General features: G+C 73.1%; 23 protein-coding genes and 1 pseudogene. 12 read left to right on the top strand and 12 right to left on the bottom strand.

Features of this window, described 5'->3' with window-relative positions; translation table 11 throughout:
• Positions 1–8: 8 nt before the first annotated feature.
• From QQK22_RS14090 to QQK22_RS14075, 4 genes are all read right to left on the bottom strand, one after another.
• Positions 9–2,063: a beta-galactosidase gene (locus QQK22_RS14090; RefSeq protein ID WP_284251590.1), complete on the bottom strand. Its 2,055-nt coding sequence runs from the start codon at positions 2,061–2,063 to the stop codon at positions 9–11.
• Positions 2,060–2,956 carry a carbohydrate ABC transporter permease gene (locus QQK22_RS14085; RefSeq protein ID WP_348525596.1) on the bottom strand — a complete coding sequence of 299 codons (897 nt, stop codon included), beginning with the start codon at positions 2,954–2,956 and terminating at the stop codon, positions 2,060–2,062. The genes QQK22_RS14090 and QQK22_RS14085 overlap by 4 nt, the downstream gene beginning before the upstream one ends.
• A complete protein-coding gene (locus QQK22_RS14080; RefSeq protein WP_284251589.1) occupies positions 2,953–3,909 on the bottom strand; it encodes a carbohydrate ABC transporter permease in 957 nt (318 codons plus the stop codon). Before QQK22_RS14080 ends, QQK22_RS14085 begins: the two co-directional genes overlap by 4 nt.
• 137 nt (positions 3,910–4,046) lie before the next feature.
• The gene (locus tag QQK22_RS14075) at positions 4,047–5,285 is read right to left on the bottom strand and encodes an ABC transporter substrate-binding protein (protein WP_284251587.1); all 1,239 of its coding nucleotides are present in this window, start codon (positions 5,283–5,285) and stop codon (positions 4,047–4,049) included.
• A 153-nt stretch (positions 5,286–5,438) separates the two neighbouring features.
• On the opposite strand from QQK22_RS14075, the gene QQK22_RS14070 reads away from it, so the two are divergent.
• From QQK22_RS14070 to gnd, 4 genes are all read left to right on the top strand, one after another.
• Positions 5,439–5,831 (top strand): ArsR/SmtB family transcription factor, encoded by a 393-nt coding sequence (locus QQK22_RS14070; protein ID WP_284251586.1) that lies wholly within the window; start codon positions 5,439–5,441, stop codon positions 5,829–5,831.
• A 48-nt stretch (positions 5,832–5,879) separates the two neighbouring features.
• A complete protein-coding gene (locus QQK22_RS14065) occupies positions 5,880–6,515 on the top strand; it encodes an SRPBCC domain-containing protein (protein WP_284251584.1) in 636 nt (211 codons plus the stop codon).
• A gap of 10 nt (positions 6,516–6,525) precedes the next feature.
• Positions 6,526–7,737, top strand: coding sequence for a winged helix DNA-binding domain-containing protein (locus QQK22_RS14060; protein ID WP_284251583.1), 1,212 nt, complete (start codon positions 6,526–6,528; stop codon positions 7,735–7,737).
• Positions 7,738–7,814: 77 nt separating this feature from the next.
• A complete protein-coding gene (gene gnd, locus QQK22_RS14055) occupies positions 7,815–8,909 on the top strand; it encodes a phosphogluconate dehydrogenase (NAD(+)-dependent, decarboxylating) (RefSeq protein WP_284251581.1) in 1,095 nt (364 codons plus the stop codon).
• A gap of 52 nt (positions 8,910–8,961) precedes the next feature.
• Here the strand turns inward: gnd and QQK22_RS14050 are convergent, their stop codons facing one another.
• A complete protein-coding gene (locus QQK22_RS14050) occupies positions 8,962–11,421 on the bottom strand; it encodes an HtaA domain-containing protein (RefSeq protein WP_284251579.1) in 2,460 nt (819 codons plus the stop codon).
• Between the two features lie 396 nt (positions 11,422–11,817).
• Entirely contained in the window at positions 11,818–12,912 is a 1,095-nt protein-coding gene (locus tag QQK22_RS14045; protein ID WP_284251578.1) for a spore photoproduct lyase family protein, read from the bottom strand.
• A gap of 126 nt (positions 12,913–13,038) precedes the next feature.
• Between QQK22_RS14045 and QQK22_RS14040 the strand changes: the two genes are divergently transcribed.
• Positions 13,039–13,461, top strand: a complete 423-nt coding sequence (locus QQK22_RS14040) for a DUF3806 domain-containing protein (RefSeq protein WP_284251576.1) — start codon at positions 13,039–13,041, stop codon at positions 13,459–13,461.
• Between the two features lie 21 nt (positions 13,462–13,482).
• Here QQK22_RS14040 and QQK22_RS14035 read toward each other — a convergent pair whose 3' ends face one another.
• Both QQK22_RS14035 and QQK22_RS14030 read right to left on the bottom strand, forming a co-directional pair.
• Positions 13,483–13,920, bottom strand: coding sequence for a hypothetical protein (locus QQK22_RS14035; RefSeq protein WP_284251575.1), 438 nt, complete (start codon positions 13,918–13,920; stop codon positions 13,483–13,485).
• A 135-nt stretch (positions 13,921–14,055) separates the two neighbouring features.
• A complete protein-coding gene (locus QQK22_RS14030) occupies positions 14,056–14,652 on the bottom strand; it encodes a hypothetical protein (protein ID WP_284251574.1) in 597 nt (198 codons plus the stop codon).
• 94 nt (positions 14,653–14,746) lie between these two features.
• Between QQK22_RS14030 and QQK22_RS14025 the strand changes: the two genes are divergently transcribed.
• Complete coding sequence (locus tag QQK22_RS14025) at positions 14,747–15,238, top strand: MarR family winged helix-turn-helix transcriptional regulator (protein ID WP_284251573.1); 492 nt, start codon at positions 14,747–14,749, stop codon at positions 15,236–15,238.
• A gap of 75 nt (positions 15,239–15,313) precedes the next feature.
• On the opposite strand, the gene QQK22_RS14020 is transcribed toward QQK22_RS14025, so the two are convergent.
• Positions 15,314–15,898, bottom strand: a complete 585-nt coding sequence (locus QQK22_RS14020; protein WP_348525595.1) for a LysR substrate-binding domain-containing protein — start codon at positions 15,896–15,898, stop codon at positions 15,314–15,316.
• On the bottom strand, positions 15,799–16,209 hold the full coding sequence (locus QQK22_RS18910) for a LysR family transcriptional regulator (protein WP_348525594.1): 411 nt from the start codon (positions 16,207–16,209) through the stop codon (positions 15,799–15,801). Before QQK22_RS18910 ends, QQK22_RS14020 begins: the two co-directional genes overlap by 100 nt.
• 86 nt (positions 16,210–16,295) lie before the next feature.
• Between QQK22_RS18910 and QQK22_RS14015 the strand changes: the two genes are divergently transcribed.
• Complete coding sequence (locus QQK22_RS14015; RefSeq protein ID WP_284251572.1) at positions 16,296–16,922, top strand: LysE/ArgO family amino acid transporter; 627 nt, start codon at positions 16,296–16,298, stop codon at positions 16,920–16,922.
• A gap of 49 nt (positions 16,923–16,971) precedes the next feature.
• Entirely contained in the window at positions 16,972–17,331 is a 360-nt protein-coding gene (locus QQK22_RS14010) for an SdpI family protein (protein WP_284251571.1), read from the top strand.
• A 210-nt stretch (positions 17,332–17,541) separates the two neighbouring features.
• Here QQK22_RS14010 and QQK22_RS14005 read toward each other — a convergent pair whose 3' ends face one another.
• Positions 17,542–18,069 (bottom strand): aromatic ring-opening dioxygenase LigA, encoded by a 528-nt coding sequence (locus tag QQK22_RS14005; RefSeq protein ID WP_284251570.1) that lies wholly within the window; start codon positions 18,067–18,069, stop codon positions 17,542–17,544.
• Positions 18,070–18,349: 280 nt separating this feature from the next.
• On the opposite strand from QQK22_RS14005, the gene QQK22_RS14000 reads away from it, so the two are divergent.
• The 4 genes and pseudogenes from QQK22_RS14000 to nrdG all read left to right on the top strand — a co-directional run bounded on the left by QQK22_RS14000 (position 18,350) and on the right by nrdG (position 21,243).
• On the top strand, positions 18,350–18,625 hold the full coding sequence (locus QQK22_RS14000; RefSeq protein WP_284251569.1) for a hypothetical protein: 276 nt from the start codon (positions 18,350–18,352) through the stop codon (positions 18,623–18,625).
• Positions 18,625–20,445: pseudogene (nrdD, locus tag QQK22_RS13995) on the top strand (anaerobic ribonucleoside-triphosphate reductase); the annotation flags it as partial. The gene QQK22_RS14000 and the pseudogene nrdD (QQK22_RS13995), both read left to right, overlap by 1 nt.
• Positions 20,388–20,696, top strand: coding sequence for an anaerobic ribonucleoside-triphosphate reductase (gene nrdD, locus QQK22_RS13990; RefSeq protein ID WP_348525652.1), 309 nt, complete (start codon positions 20,388–20,390; stop codon positions 20,694–20,696). The pseudogene nrdD (QQK22_RS13995) and the gene nrdD (QQK22_RS13990), both read left to right, overlap by 58 nt.
• The gene (gene nrdG, locus QQK22_RS13985; protein WP_284251566.1) at positions 20,683–21,243 is read left to right on the top strand and encodes an anaerobic ribonucleoside-triphosphate reductase activating protein; all 561 of its coding nucleotides are present in this window, start codon (positions 20,683–20,685) and stop codon (positions 21,241–21,243) included. The genes nrdD (QQK22_RS13990) and nrdG overlap by 14 nt, the downstream gene beginning before the upstream one ends.
• Before the next feature lie 9 nt (positions 21,244–21,252).
• On the opposite strand, the gene adhE is transcribed toward nrdG, so the two are convergent.
• Positions 21,253–23,862, bottom strand: coding sequence for a bifunctional acetaldehyde-CoA/alcohol dehydrogenase (gene adhE / locus QQK22_RS13980; RefSeq protein ID WP_284251565.1), 2,610 nt, complete (start codon positions 23,860–23,862; stop codon positions 21,253–21,255).
• Positions 23,863–23,913: the final 51 nt, after the last annotated feature.

The following is a 23,913-nucleotide window of genomic DNA, read 5'->3' as shown; positions in this document are numbered from 1 at the left end:
GCCCGGCGTCAGCGGGCGCGCGCGATCTCGTGCGCCCCGCCGCGCGGGTCCCCGTGCGCCAGCCGCAGCACCGCGGCGCCCCCGGCCGGTACGCGCAGGCCGTCGGCCTCGTCCGCCGTCGCCCCCGTCAGCAGGTCCGTGCCCGGTCCCCGCACCACCACGTCGGCGTCTCCGTGGTGCAGCAGGAACAGGTGGTCGGCGTCGGCGCCGCGGCGCAGCACCGCCTCGACCCCCAGCTCGCTCGCGCCCGGCAGCGTCGGCCGCGCGCCGACGTCGGCCGCTCGCGCGGCCAGGAAGGCGTCGCGCGAGTCCTGGTCCAGGGCGAGGGAGACGTAGTACGCATGGCCCGTGCCGACGTCGTGACGCGTGATCGCCGGCCCGCCGGCGAGCGGGCCGTCGACCATCCGGGACACCGCCCGCGCCCCCTCGAGGCGCACGTGCTCGGTCCAGTCGCCCGCGAGGCCGCCGTCGTCGAGCCGGACCGACTCCTCCGGCGCCAGCACGTGGACCTCCTCGGAGGCGACCCCCAGGAGACCGCGCAGCAGGCCGGGGTAGCCGCCCGTGACGATGCGCAGGTGCTCGTCCGCGACACCGCTGAGGAAGGTCACGACGACGTCGCCCCCGTCCTCCACGTAGCGCCGCAGCCAGGCCTCGGCGTCCGCGGGCAGCGTGTAGGCGCACGCCAGCACCACCAGGCGGTAGCGCGAGAGGTCGGCGCCGGGCGCGACGAAGTCGACCGGGACGCCGGCGCGCCAGAACGAGCGGTGGGTGCTGCGCACCTGGTCGGAGTAGCGCACGGCGTCGTTCGGGAGGTGGGGCGTCTCGAGGGCCCACCAGCTGTCGGCGTCCCACACGATCGCGACGTCGGCCGCCACGAGGGGGCCGTCGGCCGGGAGCGCCGTCACCTCCGCCAGGCTCGCCAGGGTGGCCCCGAGGCGCTCGGTCGTCGCGAACGCGCGGCTGTCGCCGCCCGCGTGCGGCACGAGCGCGCCGTGCCACTGCTCCGAACCGCCGGCGCTCGCGCGCCACTGGAAGAACAGCGAGCTCTGCGAGCCGCGGGCGACGTAGCCGAGCGAGTGCCGGATCGTGCGGTCGCCCGCCTTCGTGTACGTCCGGTCGCCCACCCGGATGCCGACCGCGTTCTGCTCCATGAGCAGCCACGCGCCGCCCGCCCAGGAGCGCGTGAGGTCGGAGCCGTACGCGACGTGGGCCTCGCCGTCGGGCCCGGTGGTGTCGAGGTAGTGGTCGATCGAGACCACGTCCTGCTCGCGGGCCCACGACCACTGCTCGAGGTGGTTCCAGGTCGGCAGCATGAAGTTCGTGGTGACCGGGGCCGTGGAGCCGGCGGCGCGGATCTCCTCGCGCTGCTCGGTGAACGCGGCGAGCATCTCGTCGGAGCAGAAGCGCCGGAAGTCGATCGCGTGCGCCGGGTTCGCCAGGTACTGCGTGGCGCGCGGCGGGGTGATCTCCTCCCACGAGGAGTAGCGCTGCGACCAGAACGCCGTGGTCCACGCCGCGTTCAGCGCGTCCAGGTCCGCGTACCGCTCGCGCAGCCAGCGTCGGAACGCCGCCGCCGCGTGGGGTCCGTGGTCGAGCGTGCCGTACTCGTTGTGCACGTGCCACCCGCGCAGCCGCGGGTGGGTGCCGTATCGCTCCGCCAGCAGGCGCGCGATGCGCCGGGCGGCGGCACGGTAGGCGGGGGCGCTGATCGCGTACGTGTCGCGCGAGCCGTGGCTCAGCCGCACGCCGTCGGGCCGCACGGGCAGCGCGTCCGGGTGGGCCAGGGAGAACCAGGGCGGCGGGGAGGCGGTCGGCGTCGAGAGGAAGAACCCGATCCCCGCCTCGTCCAGCATGCCGATGATCTCGTCGAGCCACTCCGGCGTGAAGGCGCCCTCCTCGGGCTCGAGCGCGGACCACGCGAACACGCCGAGCGTCACGGTGTTGACCCGTGCACGACGCATCAGCGCGACGTCCTCCACCCAGGTCTCGCGGGGCCACTGCTCGGGGTTGTAGTCGCCGCCGAAGAGGATCGGCGCGGGTCGTTCCGTGTGGTTCGAGGTCATCCCTTGAGCCCTCCGCTCACGAGGTCGAGCCGCCAGTAGCGCTGCAGCACCAGCATCATCACGATCAGCGGGATGATGCTGACGGCCGAGCCGATGATGGCGAGGCTGTAGAGCGAGGGCGTTCCCGATCCCTGGGAGAGGAGCGTGTAGAGGCCGACGGTGAGGGGGTAGCGGCTCTCGTCCGAGAGCATGATGAACGGCAGCAGGAAGTTGTTCCAGATGCCGACGAACTGCAGGAGGAAGACCGTCACCATCCCCGGGACCATCATCGGGAGCACAATCGACCCGAAGATCCGGGCCTCGCCCGCGCCGTCGATGCGCGCGGCCTCGAGGGTGTCGGCGGGGATCGCGCTGCTGGCGAAGACGCGCGCGAGGAAGATGCCGAACGGCGAGATGATGCTCGGGAGCAGCACCGACCAGTGGCTGCCGGCCAGACCGATCATCGACATCAGCAGGTACTGCGGGACCGCCAGGGTGATGCCCGGCAGCAGCACCCCGGCGAGGATGGCGTAGAACCAGATCTGGCGGCCCGGGAAGTCGAACTTCGCGAGGGCGTACCCGGCCATGGTCGAGACGAGGGTCGCGAGCAGCGCGCCGCCACCGGCGTAGATCGCGCTGTTCAGCGCCCACAGGGGGAACACCCCGTCGCGGAGCGTGAAGAGGTCGTCGATGTTGTCGAGCAGACCCGTGCCGGGCAGGAACGTGAACGTCGTGAACAGCTCGGTGTTCGACTTCGTCGAGGCGATCACCACCCAGACCACGGGCACGAGGCAGTAGATCGCACCGCCGAGCAGCACGAGGCTCGCGACGACGGGGCGGCGCTGCGCCCGGCGCCGCGCCTGGGGCGTGCTGGGCTGCGCGACGATGCGCGGGCGCGTGGCGGTGGCGGTCACTTCTCACCTCCGAAGGAGCTGCCGCGCGTGAGGCGAAGCAGGATGACGGACATCACGAGCGTCGCGACGGCGAGCACCACGGAGCTCGCCGCGGCGAGCGAGAGGTCGTCGCGCACGAACGCGTCGCGGTAGATCTTCATGAGCGGGACCCACGTCTGGGAGATGTCGTTGGTCATCGGGCGCAGCGTCGTCGGCTCGCCGTAGACCTGGAGCGTCCCGATCAGGGCGAACAGACCCGTGAGCACGAGCGCCGGCGCCACCAGCGGGATCTTGATGCGGCGCGCGATGGTGCGCTCGTCGGCGCCGTCGATCCGCGCAGCCTCGTGCAGCTCGTTCGGGATGCCGCGCAGCGACGTGTAGATGATGATCATGTTGAAGCCGACCCCGCCCCAGATTGCGATGTTCGCGATCGCGGGGAACAGCGCGTTGCCCTGCAGCATGATCAGGTCGGGCAGACCCAGCTGCCGCAGCACGTGGTTGGCGGGGCTCGTGGACGGCAGGTACAGGAAGCCCCACAGCAGCGAGGCGATGACGCCGGGCACCGCGTAGGGGATGAAGATCGAGACCCGCGAGAAGCGGGCCGCCCGCACCCGCGGGAGGTCCAGCAGCAGCGCGAAGAGCAGCGCGAGACCGAGCGTGAGCGGGATCGCGATGGCGCCGTAGACGGCCAGGCGGCCGAAGCCGGCCAGGAACTCGGTGTCGGTGAAGGTGCGGGCGTAGTTGCTGAACCCGACCCAGGTCTCCTCGCGGACGCCGAAGGGTCCGGAGCCGGTCACGCGCAGCCCGCGGAGGCTGAGGTAGACGGCGTACCCGATCGGCACGGCGAGGAACAGCAGGAACAGGACCCCCGCCGGTGCGAGGAACACGTACGGCGCGAGCCAGCGGCGACGCGTGCGGCGGACGGGCGCCGACGCGGTGGTGGTGGCGGTCGTGGGGGTGGCGGTGGTGGTCATGGTGGTCCTTCCGGCCGGTCGGCGCCCCGACGGTGCGGGACGCCGACCGGCCGAGCTGGGTCAGTCGCCGGCGACCGTGAAGCCGGACGTGGTCATGTCGTCGATCACGACGCGCTCGGTCTCGGCGAGCGCCTCGGTCAGGGGCGGCCCTCCGTCACGGCCGCGGACATCGCGTCCTGGAACGCCGAGGAGGCGACGTTGACGTTCGGGCCCCAGCTGATCTGCGGGATCGTGTCGGCCGCGATCGCGGCGGCGACCTCCCAGTAGTCCTCCTGCTGCGGCATCAGCAGCGGCGGGTCGCTCTCGAGCGTGAGCTGCTGACCCGGGAGCGAGGCGGGGTACTGACCCTGCTCGATCTGGATGGCCGCGCCCTCCTCCGAGGCCCCGATCCACGCGGCGAACTTCGCCGCCGCGTCGGCGTTGTCGGAGGAGGTGGTCACGATCACCGCGGACCCGCCCTGGAAGCCGACGGCGCTCTCGCCCGCCGTCCACTGCGGCAGCGGGGCCATCGCCCAGTCGCCCGTCATGCCCTCGGCCACGCCGTACAGGACGCCGGCGGCCCAGAGGCCGGCGGGCCAGGACAGGATGCGCCCGTCGTTCAGCGCGGCGTTCCACTCCGGGGTCAGGAGGGGCTCGGCGAGCACGAGGTCGCGGTCGATGAGGTCCTGCCAGTACTCGGCGACGGCACGGGACTCCTCGCCGTCGATCTCGACCGTCCAGGTGTCGCCGTCGACCGACCACCACTCGGCCCCCGCCTGCTGCGCGAACCCCGCGAAGCCGCCGAACTCACCGGGTGCGAACGTGGTGATGTAGGCGTTCGGGTCGGCGGCCTTGACGGCCTCGGCCGCCTCCGCGAACTCCTCCCACGTGGTGGGGACCTCGATGCCGAGCTCGGCGAAGCGGGCGGCGTTGTAGTTCAGCGTCTGCGGCCCGGCGTCCTGCGGCACGCCGTAGGTGACGCCGTCGAACGTGGCCTGGTTCCAGATGCCCTCGGCGAACTCGTCGGCGATGTCGGACGTCGCGTCCGTGATGTCCGAGGCCACACCGGCCACGATCATCGCGGGCAGCGTCTGGTACTCGACCTGGGCGACGTCGGGTGCGTTGCCCGCCCGCGTGGAGGTGACCAGGCGCGCGGCCGTGTCCGACCCGCCGCCGACGTCGGTGTGGCGCACCCGGATGTCGGGGTTGGCCGCGTTCCACGCGTCCACGAGCGGCTTCTGGGTGGTGCCCCACGCCCAGTACTCGAGGGTCACGGGGCCGTCGGCGGATCCGTCGTCCCCGCCGCCGCCACCCGAGCCGCCGTCGCCGCTGCAGGCGGCGAGAGCCAGCGCCGCCACCAGGGCCGTCGCGGTCGTGATCAGTCCTGTTCGTCGCATCTGCGCACATCTCCTTCGACGTGAGCGCCAGCCTCCAGCGGCGCCGCTTGCGGAGATTCTTTCGCAAACAAAAGTAAAGGTCAATGCCACCCGGCGATCCTTACGATGATAGAAGCCTATGCGAATATTAGCAGGTACTGATACGATTTCTTCGTGCACGCACTCACCGTCATCGGCGACCCGGTGCGGCGTCGTGTGCTGGAGCTGCTCGCCGACGGCGAGCTCACCTCCGGCGCGATCACCGACGTCGTCAGGGAGGAGTTCGGGATCTCGCAGCCCGCCGTCTCTCAGCACCTCCGCGTCCTGCGGGACGCCGGGTTCGCCTCCGTGCGAGCCGAGGGTGCGCGTCGGTACTACGCCGTCGAACCCGCGCCGCTCAGCGAGGTCGACGCGTGGCTCGGCCGGTTCCGCCCGCTCTGGGAGCACCGTCTCGACGCCCTCGGGACCGAGCTCGCCCGCGGCCGACGTGCGGCGCGAGCACAGGGGCGCGCGGGCCCCGGGTCGCACGAGGTGGCTGGTGGGAGCGCGGCGACGGGGACGGCTTGACCAGAGTCCGGTGATCGGCACCGGACCACGAGAGGGAGGAGTACGACGATGAGGGACGTGCTGGACGAGCTCGCGGCGGTCGGCCGCGCGATGGGATCGGCGCACCTGCCGGCCGGCGACGCGTACACCATGGAGCTCCGGCGGGTGTACCGCGCCGAGCTGGACGACGTGTGGAGCGCGCTAACCGACGTCGAACGCCTCGCGCGCTGGATGGGACCGGTCACCGGAGACCTGCGCGCGGGAGGATCCTTCGAGGTCGCCGGCGCCGAGCACGGCGACATCCTGCGCTGCGAGCCCCCGCACCTGCTGCGGGTGTCCTGGATGTTCGGTCCCGAGGCGGACGCCTGGCCCGGGACGAGCGAGGTCGAGATCCGCCTGGCGGTCGACGGCCCCGGGCGCACTTGGCTCGAGCTGGTCCACGCGGCGTCCGTGGTGGAACCGATGTTCCCCACCTACGGCCCCGGCGCCGGTGGCGTCGGGTGGGACCTGCACCTGCGGGGACTGGCGATCCTGCTCCATCACGGCGAGTCCCCCGACCACTCCGACTTCCGTGCCTCGGAACTGGGTCGCGCCTACGTCCGGGGGAGCGCGGCGGCGTGGGGCGAGGCGCACCTCGCCGCCGGCGGCGACCCGAGCGAGGTCGCAGCGGCGGTCCGGGCGACGACGGCGTTCTACCTGTCCTGACGGCGTGCCCGTGACCCGCGAGATCCCCGACGCCGAGCGCCGCGCCCGTCTCGGCCGTCGCCACGCCCTCGCCGCCCCCGTCGCGACGGCGGAGGAGGCCGCGCGCGCCGTCGTCGCGCTGCACGGCACCGATCCGGCCGCGACGGCGCTCGCGGCCTGGGCGCGCACGGATGCGCCCACCGTCGCCGACGACCTCCGCCGCGCCCTCGACGTCGACCGCAGCCTCGTGCGGATCCTCACACTGCGACGCACGCTCTTCGCGGTCCCGACGGACGAGGCGCCCGCGTTCCTCGCGGCGACGGCGACGTCGGTCGCCGCGGTGCAGCGCCGTCGCACCCACGCGCTGCTGGTCGAGGGCGGCGTGACGAACGAGCCCGAGGCGTGGCTGGCGCGGGCCGACGCCGTCGGGCTCGCCTTCGTCGCGGGTGCGAGCGAGCCCTTCACCACGAAGGACCTCGCGGCCGCCGACCCGCTCCTGGCCGCCCGCATGCGGTTCACGCGCGGCACGGACACCGCCGAGCAGGGCGTCGCGAGCCGCCTCCTGACGCTCTGGTCCTGCGAGGGCACGGTCGTGCGCGCGAGCGTCGTGGGCGGCTGGACCTCCAGCCAGGTGCGCTGGTCGGCCCCGCACGCCTGGCTCGGACGAGACATCGCGCCCGGGGTGGTCGGGACGACGACGGCGGCGGGCTCGCTGCACGTCGCACGCCGCTACGTGGAGCGCTACGGCCCCGTCACGCCCGACGACCTCCAGTGGTGGACCGGCTGGACCCGCACCCACACCCGCGCCACGCTCGCCGCCCTGGCCGAGGCCGGCGCGACCGTACCGGTCACGACCGCGGCGGGCGACGCCGTCGTGAGCGCCGACGACGCCGGCCCCGTGGCCGCGCCGCCGCCCTGGGTGGCGCTGCTCCCCGCGCTCGACCCCACCACGATGGGGTGGAGGCACCGCGACTTCCACCTCGGCGCGCACGGCCCGCGGCTGTTCGACCGCAACGGCAACGCCGGACCCACGGTCTGGGCGGACGGCCGCGTCGTCGGCGGCTGGGCGGTGCGTGAGGACGGGACTGTCGGCGTCGAGCTGCTCGAGGAGGTCGACGCCGCGACCGCCGCCCGGCTCGAGGAGCGCCGCACCGAGCTCGAACGCGTGCTCGCGGGCACGGTCGTCAAGCCCCGCGCCCGCGGCTGGACGCCGACCGAGCACCGCATCCGCGCCACCTCGTGAGCGCCAGGACCCGCCAGGTGGGGCAGCGGTGACACGATGGCTGCACGAGTCAAGACGAACCACCGCGAGGAGATCGCATGCAGCTGGGAATGGTCGGACTGGGTCGGATGGGCGCGAACCTCGTGCGTCGCCTCATGCGCGGCGGCCACGAGTGCGTGGTCTACGACGTCGACGCCGCCGCGATCGACGCGCTCGCGGCCGAGGGCGCGGTGCCCGCGCACAGCCTCGCCGAGCTCGTGGAGCGGCTCGAGGGCCCGCGCAACGTCTGGGTGATGGTCCCGGCCGGCTACGTCGGCGGCACGGTGGACCAGCTCGCCGAGCTCCTGGCGGCCGACGACACGATCATCGACGGCGGCAACTCCTACTACCGCGACGACATCGCCCGCTCCGCGCAGCTCGCCGAGCGCGGCATCCACTACGTCGACTGCGGCACGTCGGGCGGGGTGTGGGGGCTCGATCGCGGCTACTGCCTCATGATCGGGGGCGACGACGACGCCGTCGCGCGCCTCGACCCGATCTGGCGCACGATCGCGCCCGGCGACGGGGCGGACGCCGGGGTGGAGCCCACCCCCGGGCGCACCCCCGGCGGCACCGCCCAGGAGGGCTACCTGCACTGCGGTCCGAGCGGCGCCGGCCACTTCGTGAAGATGGTCCACAACGGGATCGAGTACGGGATGATGGCGGCCGTCGCCGAGGGCCTGTCGATCATCAAGAACGCCGACGTCGGGCTCCGCACGCACGCGGTCGACGCCGAGACGACGCCGCTGCGCAACCCCGAGTTCTACCAGTACGAGATCGACGTGGCCGAGGTCGCCGAGGTGTGGCGCCGCGGCAGCGTCGTCGGCTCCTGGCTCGTGGACCTCACGGCGGCGGCGCTCGCGGCCGACCCCGACCTCGACGCCTTCGGCGGCCGCGTCTCGGACTCGGGCGAGGGCCGCTGGACCGTGCTGGCCGCCGTCGAGGAGGGCGTACCGGCCAACGTCATCCAGGCCTCCCTGAACGCCCGGTTCTCCTCGCGCGACCTCAACGACTACCAGGACAAGGTGCAGTCGGCGATGCGCAGCCAGTTCGGCGGGCACCACGAGACCGCGGCCGAGGCAAGCCACGAGACCCCCGCGACCGACGCGGTCGACGAGACCCGCCGGGCGACGCAGGAGCCCGCCGGCGGGTGAACGCCGACGGGCTCCGTGCGCCCGGGGTCCGGGCGCCGTGCGAGTACCGGACTCAGGCGTCCGAGCTCACGTCGCTGGTCGCGAGCCGGTACATGAACGCCGCCATCGCGTCGCGGTTGACGTCGCGCAGCGGGCCGAAGAGCGCCGGGCCGTCCTCCTGGGGCCAGCCCGTCGAGATCCCGCGGTCGGCCAGCCACGACATCTCGGTGAAGAACTGCGTCCCGGGCGTGACGTCGGCGAAGCGGCTCGTCGCCGGGGTCGCGTAGGTCTCGCCGTCGGCGGTGCCGTCGTTCACGCCGGCGAACCGGAACAGGAACGCCGCCATCGCGTCGCGCGCCACGGGGGCGAGCGGTCGGAACTCGCGGGCGCCGTCCTGGCCGACCCAGCCGGTCGAGATCTCGGCCTCGTACAGCCAGGTGATCTCGTCGTAGAACTGGTCGCCCGGGGCGACGTCGACGAAGGGTGAGGTCGTCGGCGCCTCGTGCGCCGGGCGTCCGGCCAGGCGGTAGAGGAACGCGGCCATCGCGTCGCGCGCCACCGGCGTCACCGGGCGGAACTCGCGCGTGCCGTCGGGCAGGACCCAGCCGGTCGTCACGCGGCGCTCGGCGAGCCAGCCGATCTCCTCCGCGAACGGCATCCCGGCCGGGACGTCCGCGAAGGTCAGGGGTGCGGGGGCGCCCCACGTCGCGGTGACGGGCGTGGGGACCTTCGTCGCGTCCAGGCTCGACCCGCTGGCGTAGAACCACGGCCGCACGTCGGGTGCGAGGTGGTCGAGCAGCTCGCCCGGGAACGCGTCCGGGAGGACGCGGCCGTCGGGGGCCGTCCAGGACCGGCCGGCGTACTCCGGGGAGCGCGTGAACGTGACCGTCCCGTCGGCGGCCACGCCCGCCTCGCCCGGGGCGAACGTCGCGACCTGCACGCGGGCGTAGCCGTCGCTGGTGACGGTGGGCGAGACGGTCCAGGCGACGTCCATGACGAGGTCGCCGGAGCCGTCGCCGTCGACGCTCAGCGTCGGGTTGCCGAACGTCAGGGTGACGTCGGGCGCGAGCCCCGGGTAGGGGTGCAGGCGGAACCCGTCGGACCAGCTCACGCGGGTCGCACCCGTCGCCGGGTCCTGCCAGCCCGTGCCACCGGTGAAGGCGAACGTGCCGTCCGAGGCGCGCGCGACGTCGTCGTAGGACGTGGCGGTCCACTCGCTCGCGTAGTCCGACACCGACCAGGCGAGCGTGGCGCCCTCCAGCGCCGAGGCGCCCAGCGGGGCGGGGGAGGCGGTGGCCTCGGGTCCGGGCCAGGCCGGGTTGACCGGCTGCTCGGGCTCGGGCGGCTCGACCTGCCCGGGAGCGGGGGCGAGCGGCGTCACGGCGGGGACGTCGCCGGTGCGGTCGACGACGCTCGTGCGCGCCGTGCGGTAGGGGTGCGTGACGAAGGCGCGCGTCCCGGTCGGCGCGGCCACGACGGACCAGACGTTCGCCTCGGCGGCCCCGGTGCCGGACGTGACGCCCGCCGCCGTGAAGTCGAGGGTCTCGCTGACGCTCCAGGTGGCGGGGCTGACGACGCCGAGGGTGTTGGAGAAGCCGTTGGCGGCGTAGACCTCGTGCGTGACGGGGTTGACCGCGATCTCGCGGGTCGTCTCGCCCAGGGTGATCGGCGAGCCGAGGTGCAGGCCGCTGGTGGTGTCGATCGTGATGAGTCGGTTGTCGTCCCAGGTGTCGCTGAGGGTCGGGGCGACCGCCGCGTAGAGGTGACCGAGCTCCTCGTCGACGGCGAGCGCGGCCGCCCGCCCGCCGAGCCGCTCGCCGTCGTAGCTGAACGAGCCCACGGGGATGGCGAGCGAGGAGACCCAGGCGCCCGTGACGGCGCTGACGGCGGTGATGACGTTGCCGCGGCCCTCGGCGACCCACAGCACGCGGCGGTCGTCGTCGAACACGGCGTCCTTGACCAGCGGGTAGCGCTGGGTCGTGACCGCCACGGGGGCGCCCGCGGTGCGCGTCTCGGGGTCGATGACGACGACGGTGTCACCGGTCGCGTAGACGTCGCCGGTCGTGGGGTCGACGTCGAGGCTGACGGGCGTCCTCGGCGCGCCGCTGATGGTGCCCTCCAGCGTGCCGGTGGCGGTGTCGACCACGCTCACGACGCCGTCGCGGTAGTGGCTCACGTACAGCTCGCCGCGGTCGGCGTTCACCGCGAGGAGCGACGGCTCGGCCGAGGTCAGCTCGATCGTGACGCCGGAGGGCTCACCGGTCGCGGCGTCGATCCAGGTCACGGCACCGGGCGTCAGCTCGCCGCGGTCGATCGGGAGGTACAGGCGCCCGGCGGCGGCGTCGAGCGCCTGGCTGCGGGTGATGCCGCCGGCCTCGACGGTCCGGGTCAGGGTGTGCGCGGCGGGTGCCGCTGCGGCGGGTGCCGCGTCGGCCGGCGCCGCACCCGCGGGTGCGGCCGCGAGGACCGCGGTCAGGCTCAGCACGCCGACGGCGAGGGCAGCCGTCCGGTGCGCGGTGGTGCGTCGTCTCATGGTTCTCCAGGGGCGCGCGCCGACGGGACGCGGGACGTGGTCGGCGCGGGGTGGTCGCCGACGAGTGCGTCGGCCAGGTGAGGCTAGCCTCACCTAAGGCCCGGTGTCGTCCTCGTCTCGCGAAGCGACCGCCTTGGTGTGACGCGGATCACACGGGTCGCGGCGTCATATCGGCAGCGCTCGCCCGTCGAGGTAGGTGTCGGGTTGATCCTGGTCCGCGTCGCAGCAGGGGGATGACGCGGTCACGGAGCTCCGGTGCCACCGGGGGTGGCGCGGGAGGGGCGCACCCGATCCTGCCCCGCAGGGGGAGCAGGGCGACGCACGGCGAGGGGCCGTCACCGCGGGGGCGGTGGCGGCCCCTAGTGCACGCCGCCGCGCGGGCCCGGGCGGCGCAGGTCAGAACGCGTAGCGCACGGGGCACCACGGTGCGCGGCGGGCGAGCAGGTCCAGCAGCTGCGCCACGTGGCGCTGCTTGTCCTGCCACCGGTAGCGCACGTTGGTCGCACCGTTCTGGGACACCTTCTCCTCCTGGAGGTCGGGCCGCCACAGCACGTCCTCCGCGCGCGGGTGCCAGCCGAGGTTGACCTCGTGGAGCTGCTCGTTGTGCGTGAGGAAGATGACCTCGCACGCGAGCTGGGCCTTGGTGCGGGCGCTCGTGGCGGCGTCGAGCTGGTCCAGGAGCTCGGCCCAGGCCTCGAGCCACCCGTCGGCCACGATGACGGGGGAGAAGTTGAGGTGCACCTCGTACCCGGCCTCGACGAAGTCGTTGATCGCGGCGAGTCGCTCCGGGATCGGCGCGGTCCGGATGTCGACGAGCTTCGCCATCGCGGCCGGCATCAGCGAGAAGCGCACGCGCGTGCCGCCGCGCGGGTCGAGATCGAGCAGGTCGCGGTTCACCCACTTCGTGGCGAAGCTGGCCTTCGCGCCCGGCGTCCGGCCGAACAGGTCGACGAGGTCGGCGACGTTGTCGCTCACGAGCGCGTCGACGCTGCAGTCGCTGTTCTCGCCGATGTCGTAGACCCAGTCGGTCGGGTCGCACTGGTTGGGCTCCGCCTTCGGGCCCTGGCGCGCGGCGTGCCGGGCGATCGAGCCCCGGATCTGGTCGATGTTCGTGAAGACCGTGATGGGGTTGCTGTACCCCTTGCGGCGCGGCACGTAGCAGTAGGCGCACGCCATCGCGCAGCCGTTCGCGCTCGAGGGCGCGATGAAGTCCGCCGACCGCCCGTTCGGACGGACGCTCAGCGCCTTCTTCTCGCCGAGCACGAGCGCCTCGCGCTTGATGCGCACCCAGCGCCGCACGTTCGTCTCGTCGCCGTGCAGCTCGGGGATGCGCCAGTGGCTCTCGACGGGGACGATCTCGGCGTCGGGCCACCGGGAGAGGATCTCCTGCCCCCGCGGCGAGTACATCGCGGCGCGCTCGGCGTAGATCCGCGTGACGTCGAGGATCGTCGGGGGCGTCGAGGCGGTGGTGGCCGCGGCGGGAGCAGGCATCACCCCATCGTCGCCCCGACCACCGACATCGTGCGTCGTCCGCCCGGGCACGATGGTCGCCGGACCGCAGGCGACGGAAGGGTCGGGATGTCTCACGAAGGAGAACGGGAAGCGGCTCCACCGCCGGTGACCTTCCACCCGCTCGACGGCGAGTGGGCGGCGATGCTCGACGGCATGCGTGCCTGGGTGGCGGCGTCGGTCAGCGGTCCGGGCGGTGATCTCGACCTCGCCGACGACGGCGTGCGGCTCTCGGTCGTCGAGGCGCTGCTGCGCGACGGCATCGGCGCGGACGAGACGGTCAAGCTGCAGGCCCTGGGCGTCGTCCTCGGGGACGTCCTCGCCTCGATCCTCGGCGTGCCGTGGGTAGTTGTGCACGACGAGTGGGGCGCGACGCCCGGTCTCGCCGTCGCACCCGGGGCCGCCCTCTACCCGGTGACGATGGTCAGCAAGCGGGTGGAGGAGGGTCGCGACGTCGACGTCCGGTTCCTCGTGCAGCAGGCGGCGGAGCACGCCGTCGCCCTCGGGGGTGCGACGCCGGACGTGAGCTGATCCCGGCGCGGCGGCGGCCGGTCAGGCCGGGGCGTCGTCCTCGTAGACACCGGCGAGCAGCAGGCGGGCCTGCGTCGGGCCGATGGCCAGCGGCGCACCGGTCACGGTGAAGGTGACGACGTTCGCGCGGGCCGTGATCGTGAGCGTGTGACCCTCGCGCCGGGCGTCCACACGGAAGTACTCGCCGTCGGCGATGAGGCGCCAGCCCCACCCGTGGCGCTGCAGCCGCTCGGTGACGAGCTCGCCGGCCTCGCGGCCCGGGCAGGGGCTCGGCACGCGGATGTGGAACGTCGGGCGCACCGTGCCGCGCTCGGTGCCGGCGATCCAGCGCGTGGTGGCCCACGTCGTCGTGACGCCGAGGAGGCGACCGAGGCGCTTGCCGAGCGTGCCGTGCTTGGCCAGACGCTCGAAGAGCTCGGCGGGCGCGAGCTGCCGGTGGGCCGTGGTCGTGACGGGCACCGCGGCAATGCGCGTGTTCGAGTGTGTCGGTACCGCGGCGGTGCGGGTCCCGGTCGTCGACGGGCTGAGCAGGGTCCGGGTGGGCTGTGCGCGCATCGGTCTCTCCGGTCTGGTGGTTCGGTTCGGGGTGGGGTGTCAGGCGGCGTCGGTCGCGGTGTGGTGCGCGATGGTCAGCTCGAGGTGACGCTCCGGGAGCGGGTGCCCGACGGCGTCGGCCAGTCGCAGCGGGAGCTCGTCGTTGAGGTGACGCATCACCTCGAGCGGAACCGCCTCGCTGGCCATCTCGCACTCGACGCGCAGGACGAGCGCCGTCGGCGGCCCCTCCACGACGATCGAGGCCGAGCGGATGATCGTGGTCGCCCGCAGGACCTCCTCCTCGCGGCGCACGGCGGCGTCGGCGCGGGAGCGCCAGGCGCTGGGGTGGGCAAACCGGGCGGCGTCGGCGTCGACGGCCCGCTTCGCCATGACGTCGGTGAGGTCGATCTCCATGTCGACGTCGGGCTCCGGCCGGGGCTCCTCGACGGAGATCGTCTCGTCGAGGACGGGGACGGCGCCGACCGCGATGGTCGCGGTGGTGGTGCCGGGAGGCGGCGCGGTCGCCGAGAGGGCGACCGGGCTGCTGACGCTCTGCTGCGAGGCGAGGACCTCGACGGCGGCGGTGTGGTCCGGGGGCGTCGTGCCGGTCGCGTCCGCGACGGTGTCGGCGGCGAGGGCTGCGGGGGTGGTGGTCATGACGGGTTCCTGGTGCTTCCTGTCCGGTCGGCGTAGCCTCGGTGGCAACACTTCGCTGGTCTAACTGTTAGCAACACTACATGAGGGGTCGGAGATGTCCAGGACGAGTTCCGAAGCCGCTCGGCGGCCGTCGGCGACGGCCGCGGCGCCGTACTGGTACGGCCGCGGCGAGCGCCCGGACGCCGTCGCCGTCCTCACGCTGCTGCGGCGCTACCGGGAGGCCGAGACCGCTGCGCTGGCGCGTCTCGGTGACGTCCTGGGACTGAGTGACGGCGACACCGCGGCCGTGCGGCACCTCCTGCTGGCTGCACGCGACGGTCACGACGTCCGGCAGCGCGAGCTCGCGCTCGCGCTCGGCATGACTGACGCGTCGGTCAGCGGCCTCGTCGACCGCCTCGAGCGCCGGGGGTACGTGCGTCGCGAGCCGCACCCGGAGGACCGGCGGTCGCTGCGGCTGGTGGTGACGGACGTCGTCGTGCGCGCCGCGGGGCCGGGCGGCGACGCGGTGATGCGGGGGTCGACGGCGTGGTGCGCGCGATGCCGGCCCACGACCGGCTGGTCGTCGCCGAGATGCTCCAGCGGCTGACCGCGGCGCTCGACGGCGGCCTCGGGGTGCTGGACCGCTCGACCGGCGCCGACCGGACGGCCGCGGCCGGCTGAGTCAGGTGCGCGGCTCCGCCGGGGTGCGCCGCAGCGCCTCGGCGGCCGCCGCTCGCAGCAGGTCCGCGGCGGCGTCGAGCGTCGGCGTCCGCAGACCCCACTGCTGCCAGTGCAGCGCGACGTCGGCGCGCCACCGACCGCTGCGGTCGAGCCGCACGAGGCTCGCGCCGTGCTCGCGGATCTGATGCTCGGGCAGCATGCCCCAGCCGTAGGACAGCGCCACCGCGTCGGCGAACTGCGTCGACGCGGGCACGACGTGGTGGGGTGGCGTCGCCGTCACGCCGCGGTCGCGCAGGGCCGCGTGCTGCAGGGCGTCCGCGTCGTCGAACACCACCACGGGCGCGCGCCCGAGCGCCTCGCGCGTGACGCCGCCGGTGAACCACCGCTCGATGAAGGCCGGCGAGGCGACCGGGTGGTAGCGCATCGTCCCGAGTGGCCGGCTCGTGCAGCCCTGCACGGGCGCGGCCTCGCTCGTGACGGCTCCCATCACGCTGCCGTCGCGCAGGAGGTCGGCCGTGCGGTCCTGGTCGGCGCGCAGGAGCTCGACCCTCGCTCGCGCGGCCAGAGGTGCCAACGCCGGCAGCACCCAGGTCGCGAGCGAGTCGGCGTTGACGGCGATGCGGAGGCGGGGGGCGCGCCGTCGGCGGAGAGGTCGGTCTCGACGTCGCGCGCGAGGGCGTCGATCTGGCGCGCGAGCCGCAGGACGGCGGCGCCGGCGTCGGTCGGGGCGACGGGCCGGGTGCGACGGATCAGGACGGCGCCGGCGTGCTGCTCCAGGGCGCGGATGCGCTGGCTCACGGCGGACGGTGTGACGTGCAGGGCGCGGGCCGCCGCGTCGAGGCTGCCGTGGTCGACGGCGGCGGCGAGTGCGCGCAGCTGCGGCAGGTCCCAGTCCACGGCAGGACGCTACCTGAAGCGCTGCTTCAGCATCGTCAGGAACATTCGCTGGTGTTCGGTGTCGGTGGTGCCTAGCGTCGACGTCCGTGATCACGACAGCGCTCTCCGGGCTCGCCTTCGGCCTCGGCCTCATCATCGCCATCGGTGCGCAGAACGCCTTCGTGCTGCGCCAGGGCCTGCGCCGCGAGCACGTGGGGCTCGTCGTCGCGATCTGCGCCGCGAGCGACGCGGTGCTCATCGCGCTCGGTGCCGCCGGGGTCGGGGCGGTGGTGCAGAGCCACCGCGGGGTGCTCGTCGGCGTGACGATCGCGGGGGCGGCGGTGCTGCTGGTCTACGGGTTCGGCGCCGCGCGGCGGGCGCTGCGGCCGCAGGCGCTCGTGGCCGACGGCGAGGGGGCGGGTCGCGCTGGCCGTGCCGGACGCCGGGGCGTCTCCCTGACGGCGCTCGCGCTGACCTGGCTGAACCCGCACGTCTACCTCGACACGGTCGTGCTGCTGGGCACCGTGGCCGCGGCCTCGAGCGCCCCGTGGGCCTTCGCCGGCGGCGCCGTGGTCGCGAGCGTCGCGTGGTTCGCTGCGCTCGGGTTCGGCGCGCGGCTCCTGCGCCCGGTGTTCGCGCGCCCGACGGCGTGGCGCGTGCTCGACGTCGGCGTCGCCGTCGTGATGGTCGCGATCGCGCTGAGCCTGCTGCTCGGGCTGCGGGGTGGGCACTGACGCGGTGGGACCTGGGCGCGCTCCGCGCGACCGAGCTACGTTGAGAGGCATGGCGGAGGAGTGGGGCGCTCGAGGCGTCCTCGCGTTCGTGATGACGGGGGCGGGGCTCCTCCTGATCTGGACAGCGGATGCCGCGGCCGCCGGCCGACTGAAGCGGAACCAGGTGGCCGGCATCCGTGTTGCCGCCACGCTCGCCTCCGAGGAGGCGTGGCGAGCGGCGCACGTCCGCGCTCGGCGACCGACGATCTACGGCGGGGCCGCCTGCATCGTCGGCGGCCTCGTCGCCCTCGTCCCCGTACCGATGCCCGCCGTGCTGATCGGTCTGCTCGTCTCCACCGCTGCGATCCTCGGCTTCGTGCTGTATGGAGCGCGAGTCGGCGTTGTCGCCGCCCGGGACGCGGCGGACTGACCGGGCCGATTCCCGTGCGCACGATGCGTACGGTGCGGGACGTGTCCAGGTGTGCCGAACGGCCCCGTCGATCGACGGGGCCGTTCAGGCAGGGCTAGTACCGGCGAGTAGCCCTCCATTCCGCTGCGGGGCCCGTGGGGTCCGCCTCGGAGCTTGCTGCGGCGTCTGGTGCCGCCAGCGTGTGCCTGCGGTGCGCCGGTCGGACGTCGTTCAGGGCCGAGCCGGCGTCTCCGCGGGGGTCGAGATGGTGACAGGGGCCGCTGCGACGGTGACTTTGCGGAGCGCGACCCCGATCAGGGTGAACATCACCCCGAGGCCGATCACCAGTGCGGCCACACCGAAGGCGACGACCGAGGTGAACAGCGAGGCCCGCAGGAACGAGGCGTTCATCACCGTGGCCCGCTGCCCCTGGAGGGCGGTGACCTCCTCGGAGTCGTCCGTCGCTCCTGCTGCCCTGGCCTCGGCGATCGCGGTGCCGAGCTCGGCGTAGGTCTGGCCGTCACTGGCGGCGAGTGCGTGCTGGTTGATGATGTCCGCCTGCGCGAATGCGGTGAAAGGATCCTGGACGAGCCGGCCCCCGAACGCCGCAGCGTCCTCCGCGACGGTGATCTCCTCCGCCTTGAGGTTGCTGGAGACCAGTCCCCACGTCACCGCACCCGCGACGACGAAGACGATCCCGGCAATGATGCTGACGAGGCCGGCAGTCGCAGGAACTTTGGACGAGGTGGACGTCGTCATGGTGGATCTGCTTTCTCGGTGCGCCGGTGGGTACGTGAACCATCTTCCCCGACCCGCCACGGCCGTCCCTGGGCCCTAGGTCCTCACCCGGTGGCAGCTGGGTGACGCGCGTTCAGCCGGGGGTGGAGCAGTCGCGCCGGAAATACCCGCCGCGGGGTCGCGTCCCGCCGCCAAAGGTCCTGCGACGGCCTCGTAGGGCGCGCCTAGCGTCGTGGGGCGGGCGATCGGACCCGCCGCGGGGCAGTGGCCCGCGCCCTGCTGATGGAGTGGATGAGTCAGGTTGGACGGCAAGCAGGTGCAGGCGCTGGCTCGGTTCCTGAGCGTCGATCGGGTGCTCCCGGCCGGTACGAGCTTCGAGGTGCAGCGCTGCGACGAGCGGTCCCTCGGGAGCAGGGCCACATGGGCGATCGTCCTGGTGGATCTCACCACAGGCGACGAGCTCAAGGTCGGTTCCGCCGTGGCGTTCGGCAGCCTGACCGTCCGGCGCCCCTGGACCTACCGGGCGACCGCTGCGGGGCTGCGCATCGTCCCCGCGGAAGCCCCGCGCGAGCTGTGATGCCCGGGGACGAAGGTCCCGGTCGGCTCGCGAGCACCAGATCTAGCGTGTCAACCGTGCAGTCCACGCCACATGTGGTGGTGCCCGGCGGAGCCGTCAGAGAACAGAGTGCCGTGATCCCCGTCGCCCCCCACGCCCCCGCCGCACCCGCCCTCACACCGCCCGCGGCACCCGAGCCGGGCGACCTCGAGCTCGCGATCGCGGCGCTGCTGGCGAAGGACTCCGCCGTCGTCGACGAGAACGCCAACAAGGACAGCGACGTCTTCACCACCCACCGCGACCTCACGGCCGGGGCGGTGGCCCGCACGATCGGTCTGCGGATGCTGCCGCCGCACGTCGCGGCCGCGCACGCGAGCGGTGACCTGCACGTGCACGACCTGGACTACCAGCCGTACTCGCCGATGACGAACTGCTGCCTCATCGACGTCGCCACGATGCTGCGGGACGGGTTCCGCATCGGCAACGCCCAGGTCTCCTCGCCACGCTCGATCCGCACCGCGACGGCGCAGATCTCCCAGATCATCGCGAACGTCTCCTCCAGCCAGTACGGCGGCTGCTCGGTCAACCGGATCGACGAGGTGCTCGCGCCATACGCGGCCCTCGACCTCGAGCGCCACCGCGCGGAGGCGGTGCGGTGGATCACCGAGCCGGAGCGGCGCGAGGAGTACGCGCGCGAGGCCACCCGGACAGACGTGCACGAGGCGATGCAGAGCCTCGAGTACGAGATCAACACGCTGTTCACCACCAACGGGCAGACGCCGTTCACCTCCCTCGGGTTCGGCCTCGGACAGGGGTGGCTCGCGCGCGAGATCCAGCGGGCGATCCTCGAGGTCCGCATCCAGGGCCTGGGGCGCGAGCGTCGCACGGCGGTCTTCCCCAAGCTGATCTTCACGCTGCGGCGAGGTCTCAACCTCGATCCCGCCGACCCCGGTTACGCCATCAAGCAGCTCGCGCTGGAGTGCTCGACCCGGCGGATGTACCCGGACGTGCTGAGCTACGACCAGGTGGTGTCGACCACCGGCTCCTTCAAGGTGCCGATGGGCTGCCGCTCGTTCCTGCAGGGCTGGCGGGACGAGGAGGGGCGCGACGTCGTCGAGGGCCGGATGAACCTCGGCGTGGTCACGCTCAACCTGCCACGCATCGCGCTCGAGTCCCGCGGCGACCGGGCACGGTTCTGGGAGCTGCTGACGCAGCGGCTCGCCACGGTGCACGACGCCCTGGTGCACCGTGTCGAGCGGTGCCGGGAGGCGGTGCCCGGGAACGCCCCGATCCTTTACCAGCACGGTGCGTTCGGCCGGCGACTCGGGCCGGAGGACGCCGTCGACGACCTCTTCCGTGACGGCCGGGCGACGGTCTCGCTCGGCTACATCGGCCTGTACGAGACCGCGGCCGTCTTCCACGGCGGCGCGTGGGAGGACGATCCCGGGGCAAAGGCCTTCACCCTGGACGTGCTGCGCGCGCTGAATGCCGGCGCCACGGCCTGGACGCAGCGGTACGGCTACCAGTTCTCCGTCTACGCGACCCCGAGCGAGTCGCTCACCGACAGGTTCTGCCGCCTCGACCGCGCCCGCTTCGGCGCGGTGCCCGACATCACGGAGAAGGACTACTACACCAACTCGTTCCACTACGACGTGCGCAAGCACCCGACACCGTTCGAGAAGATCGACTTCGAGATGGACTACCCCCGCCTGTCCTCCGGCGGCTTCATCCACTACTGCGAGTACCCCGTGCTCCGCACCAACCCCCGTGCGCTCGAGGCCGTGTGGGACTACGCCTACGACCGCATCGCCTACCTCGGGACGAACACGCCCGTCGACCGCTGCTACGCGTGCGACTTCACCGGCGAGTTCACCCCGACGGCGAGGGGTTCGCCTGCCCCGCGTGCGGCAACGGCGATCCGCGCACGTGCGACGTCGTCAAGCGCACGTGCGGCTACCTCGGCAACCCGCAGCAGCGCCCGATGGTGCACGGGCGCCACGTGGAGATCTCCTCGCGCGCCAAGCACCTGGCGGACGGGGTGACGGCGGACGACGCCGCCGACGTCGACGACCCCGCCCGTGCGCGCCCCTGACCCCGCCCGCTGGCGCTCGGCGCGCGTCAGCGCCGGACACGTGGCGGACTACAAGCCCTTCGTGATGGTCGACGGCGAGGGCGTGCGCTGCAGCCTGTACGTCAGCGGGTGCCTGTTCGCGTGCGAGGGCTGCTTCAACGAGGCCGCCTGGAGCTTCCGCTACGGCACGCCCTCTGACGACGCCCTTGAGGAGCGCATCCTGGCCGACCTCGCGCACGAGGCGGTGCAGGGGCTGAGCCTGCTGGGTGGCGAACCCTTCCTCAACACCGGCGTCTGCCTGCGCCTCGTGCGGCGGGTCCGCGAGCGCTTCGGCGCCGCGAAGGACGTGTGGTGCTGGAGCGGCTACACGATCGAGCAGCTGCTGGCCGCGGGGGAGGACAAGGGCGAGCTGCTGCGCGAGCTCGACGTGCTCGTGGACGGCCCGTTCGACCTGTCCCTACGCGACACCTCGCTCGCGTTCCGCGGCAGCGCCAACCAGCGCGTGCTCGACGTGCCGGCGTCGCTGGCCGCCGGGGCGGCGGTGCCCCGGCGGCCGATCGTGCGGTGACGCGGGCGGTCAGTCCTTGTCGGACGTGCCGTAGTACGCGGCGAGCATGAGCTCCTTCATGTCCTCGCGCATCGGCATGCGCGGGTTGGCCGGCGCGCACTGGTCCTCGTAGGCACCGGTCGCGACCTCGTCGAGCCGCGAGACGAACTCGGTCTCGTCCACCCCCTGCGCCCGGAACGACGACGGGATGCCGACGCGGTCGCGCAGCTCCTCGACCGCCCGCGCGTAGGACTCCACGCCCTCGGCCGGGGTGCTCGCCGGCAGGCCGAGGTGCCGGGCGATCTCCTGGAAGCGCTCGGGTGCCACGTAGTGCTCGTACTTCGGCCAGCTCGTCAGCTTGGTCGGGACCTGGCCGTTGTACCGGATGACGTGCGGCAGCAGCGTGGCGTTGGTGCGCCCGTGCACGAGGTGGAAGGTCGAGCCGACCACGTGGGCCATGGCGTGCACGATCCCCAGGAACGCGTTGCCGAAGCTCATACCGGCGATGGTGCCGGCGTTGTGCATCTTCTCGCGCGCCGTCGCCGTGGCCGGATCCTGCGCGTCGCCGGTCACGGACGCCTCGAGGTTGTCGAAGATCAGTCGGATCGCCTGCAGCGCCATGCCGTCGGTGAAGTCGTTCGCGTAGACGCTGACGTAGGCCTCGGTCGCGTGCGTGAGCGCGTCGAACCCCGAGTCGGCCGCGAGCGAGGCCGGCATCAGCTCCGTCAGGGCCGGGTCGATGATCGCGACGGACGGGGTCAGGGCGTAGTCCGCCAGCGGGTACTTCCGGCCGGTCCCCGGGTCGGAGATGACCGCGAACGGGGTCACCTCGGCGCCGGTGCCCGACGTCGTCGGGATGCACACGAGGTGCGCCAGCGACCCGAGCGTGGGGAAGGTGAAGGCGCGCTTGCGCACGTCGAAGAACTTCTGCTTGAGATCGGAGAAGTTCACCTCCGGGTGCTCGTACAGCAGCCACATCACCTTGGCGGCGTCCATCGGTGAACCGCCGCCGAGCGCGATGATCGTGTCGGGTCGGAAGTGGCGCATCTGCTCGGCGCCGCGCTGCACGGTGCCCACGCTGGGTTCGGGCTCGACCTGGTCGATGATCTGCAGCGCGACCTTGCCGGCGCGGCGGTTCAGCACGTCGATGACGCGGTCGACGAACCCGAGCGTCGTCATGGTGGCGTCGGTGACGATGGTGACGCGTTCGACGTCGGGCATGTCCGTCAGGTAGCGGATCGCGTGACGCTCGAAGTAGGTCTTCGCCGGCACCTTGAACCACTGCAGGTTGTTGTTGCGGCGGCCGATGCGCTTGATGTTCACGAGGTTGACCGCCGAGACGTTGTTGGACACCGAGTTGTGCCCGTAGGAGCCGCACCCGAGCGTGAGCGAGGGGATGAAGGCGTTGTAGATGTCGCCGATGCCGCCGAGGGAGCTCGGCGCGTTCGTGATGATGCGGACGGCCTTGACTCGGGAGCCGAACTCCTCCGCCAGCGAGGCGTCCTCGGAGTGGATGGCGGCGGAGTGACCGAGCCCGTCGAACTCGACCATGCGCTCCGACAGCCGGATGCCCTCCTCGGTCGACGTCGCCCGCAGCACCGCGAGCACCGGCGCGAGCTTCTCGCGCGTCAGCGGCTCCGACGGCCCGACGTCGTCGACCTCCACGAGGATCACGGACGTGTCGGCCGGGACCTCGAAGCCGGCCTGGGCTGCGATCCACCCGGGCGAGCGGCCGACGACGGCGGCGTTCAGCTTCGCGCCGCCGCACCCGGCGTCGTGCGCCTCCACACCGAAGACGAACCGTTCCAGCAGGGCCTTCTCGTGCGCGCTCACGACGTGGGCGTGCAGCCGGGTGAACTCGGCAAGCGCCTCGTCGTAGATCTCGGTGTCGAGGACGACCGCCTGCTCGGAGGCGCAGATCATGCCGTTGTCGAACGCCTTCGACAGGACGACGTCGTTGACCGCCCGCTCGAGCTTCGCCGTCCGGGTGATGTACGCGGGCACGTTCCCGGCGCCGACGCCGAGGGCGGGCTTCCCGCACGAGTACGCCGCGCGCACCATCGCGTTGCCACCCGTGGCGAGGATGAGGGCGACGCCGGGGTGGTTCATCAGCGCCCCGGTCGCGGCCAGCGACGGCATCGTCACCCACTGGATGCAGTCGGCGGGTGCGCCGGCGGCGACGGCCGCGTCCCTGACCACGGTCGCGGCGGCGACCGAGCACTCCTGGGCGCCGGGGTGGAAGGCGAAGACGATCGGGTTGCGCGTCTTCAGCGCGATCAGCGACTTGAAGATCGCCGTCGAGGTCGGGTTGGTCACCGGCGTGACCCCGCACACGACGCCGACGGGCTCGGCGATCTCGGTGATGCCGGTCAGCTCGTCGCGCGAGATGACGCCCACGGTGCGCAGCCCCGACATCGAGTGCGTGACGTGCTCGCACGCGAAGATGTTCTTCACGGCCTTGTCCTCGAAGAGCCCGCGGCCCGTCTCGGCGACGGCGAGGTCGGCCAGGTGGCCGTGCTCGTCCAGAGCCGCGACGGCGGCCTTGGCGACGATGTGGTCGACCGTCTCCTGGTCGAACGAGGCGTACTGCGTCAGCGCGGCCTGCGCCCGCGCGACGAGGTCGTCGATGTGCTCGACCATCGGGTCGAGCGGGGGGCCGCTGCCGGGGTGGGCGCGGTGACGACGTCCGGT

The sequence above is a fragment of the Litorihabitans aurantiacus genome (genome assembly GCF_030161595.1).
GTDB lineage: Bacteria > Actinomycetota > Actinomycetes > Actinomycetales > Beutenbergiaceae > Litorihabitans > Litorihabitans aurantiacus.
This window is presented reverse-complemented; position numbering and strand designations above follow the sequence as displayed.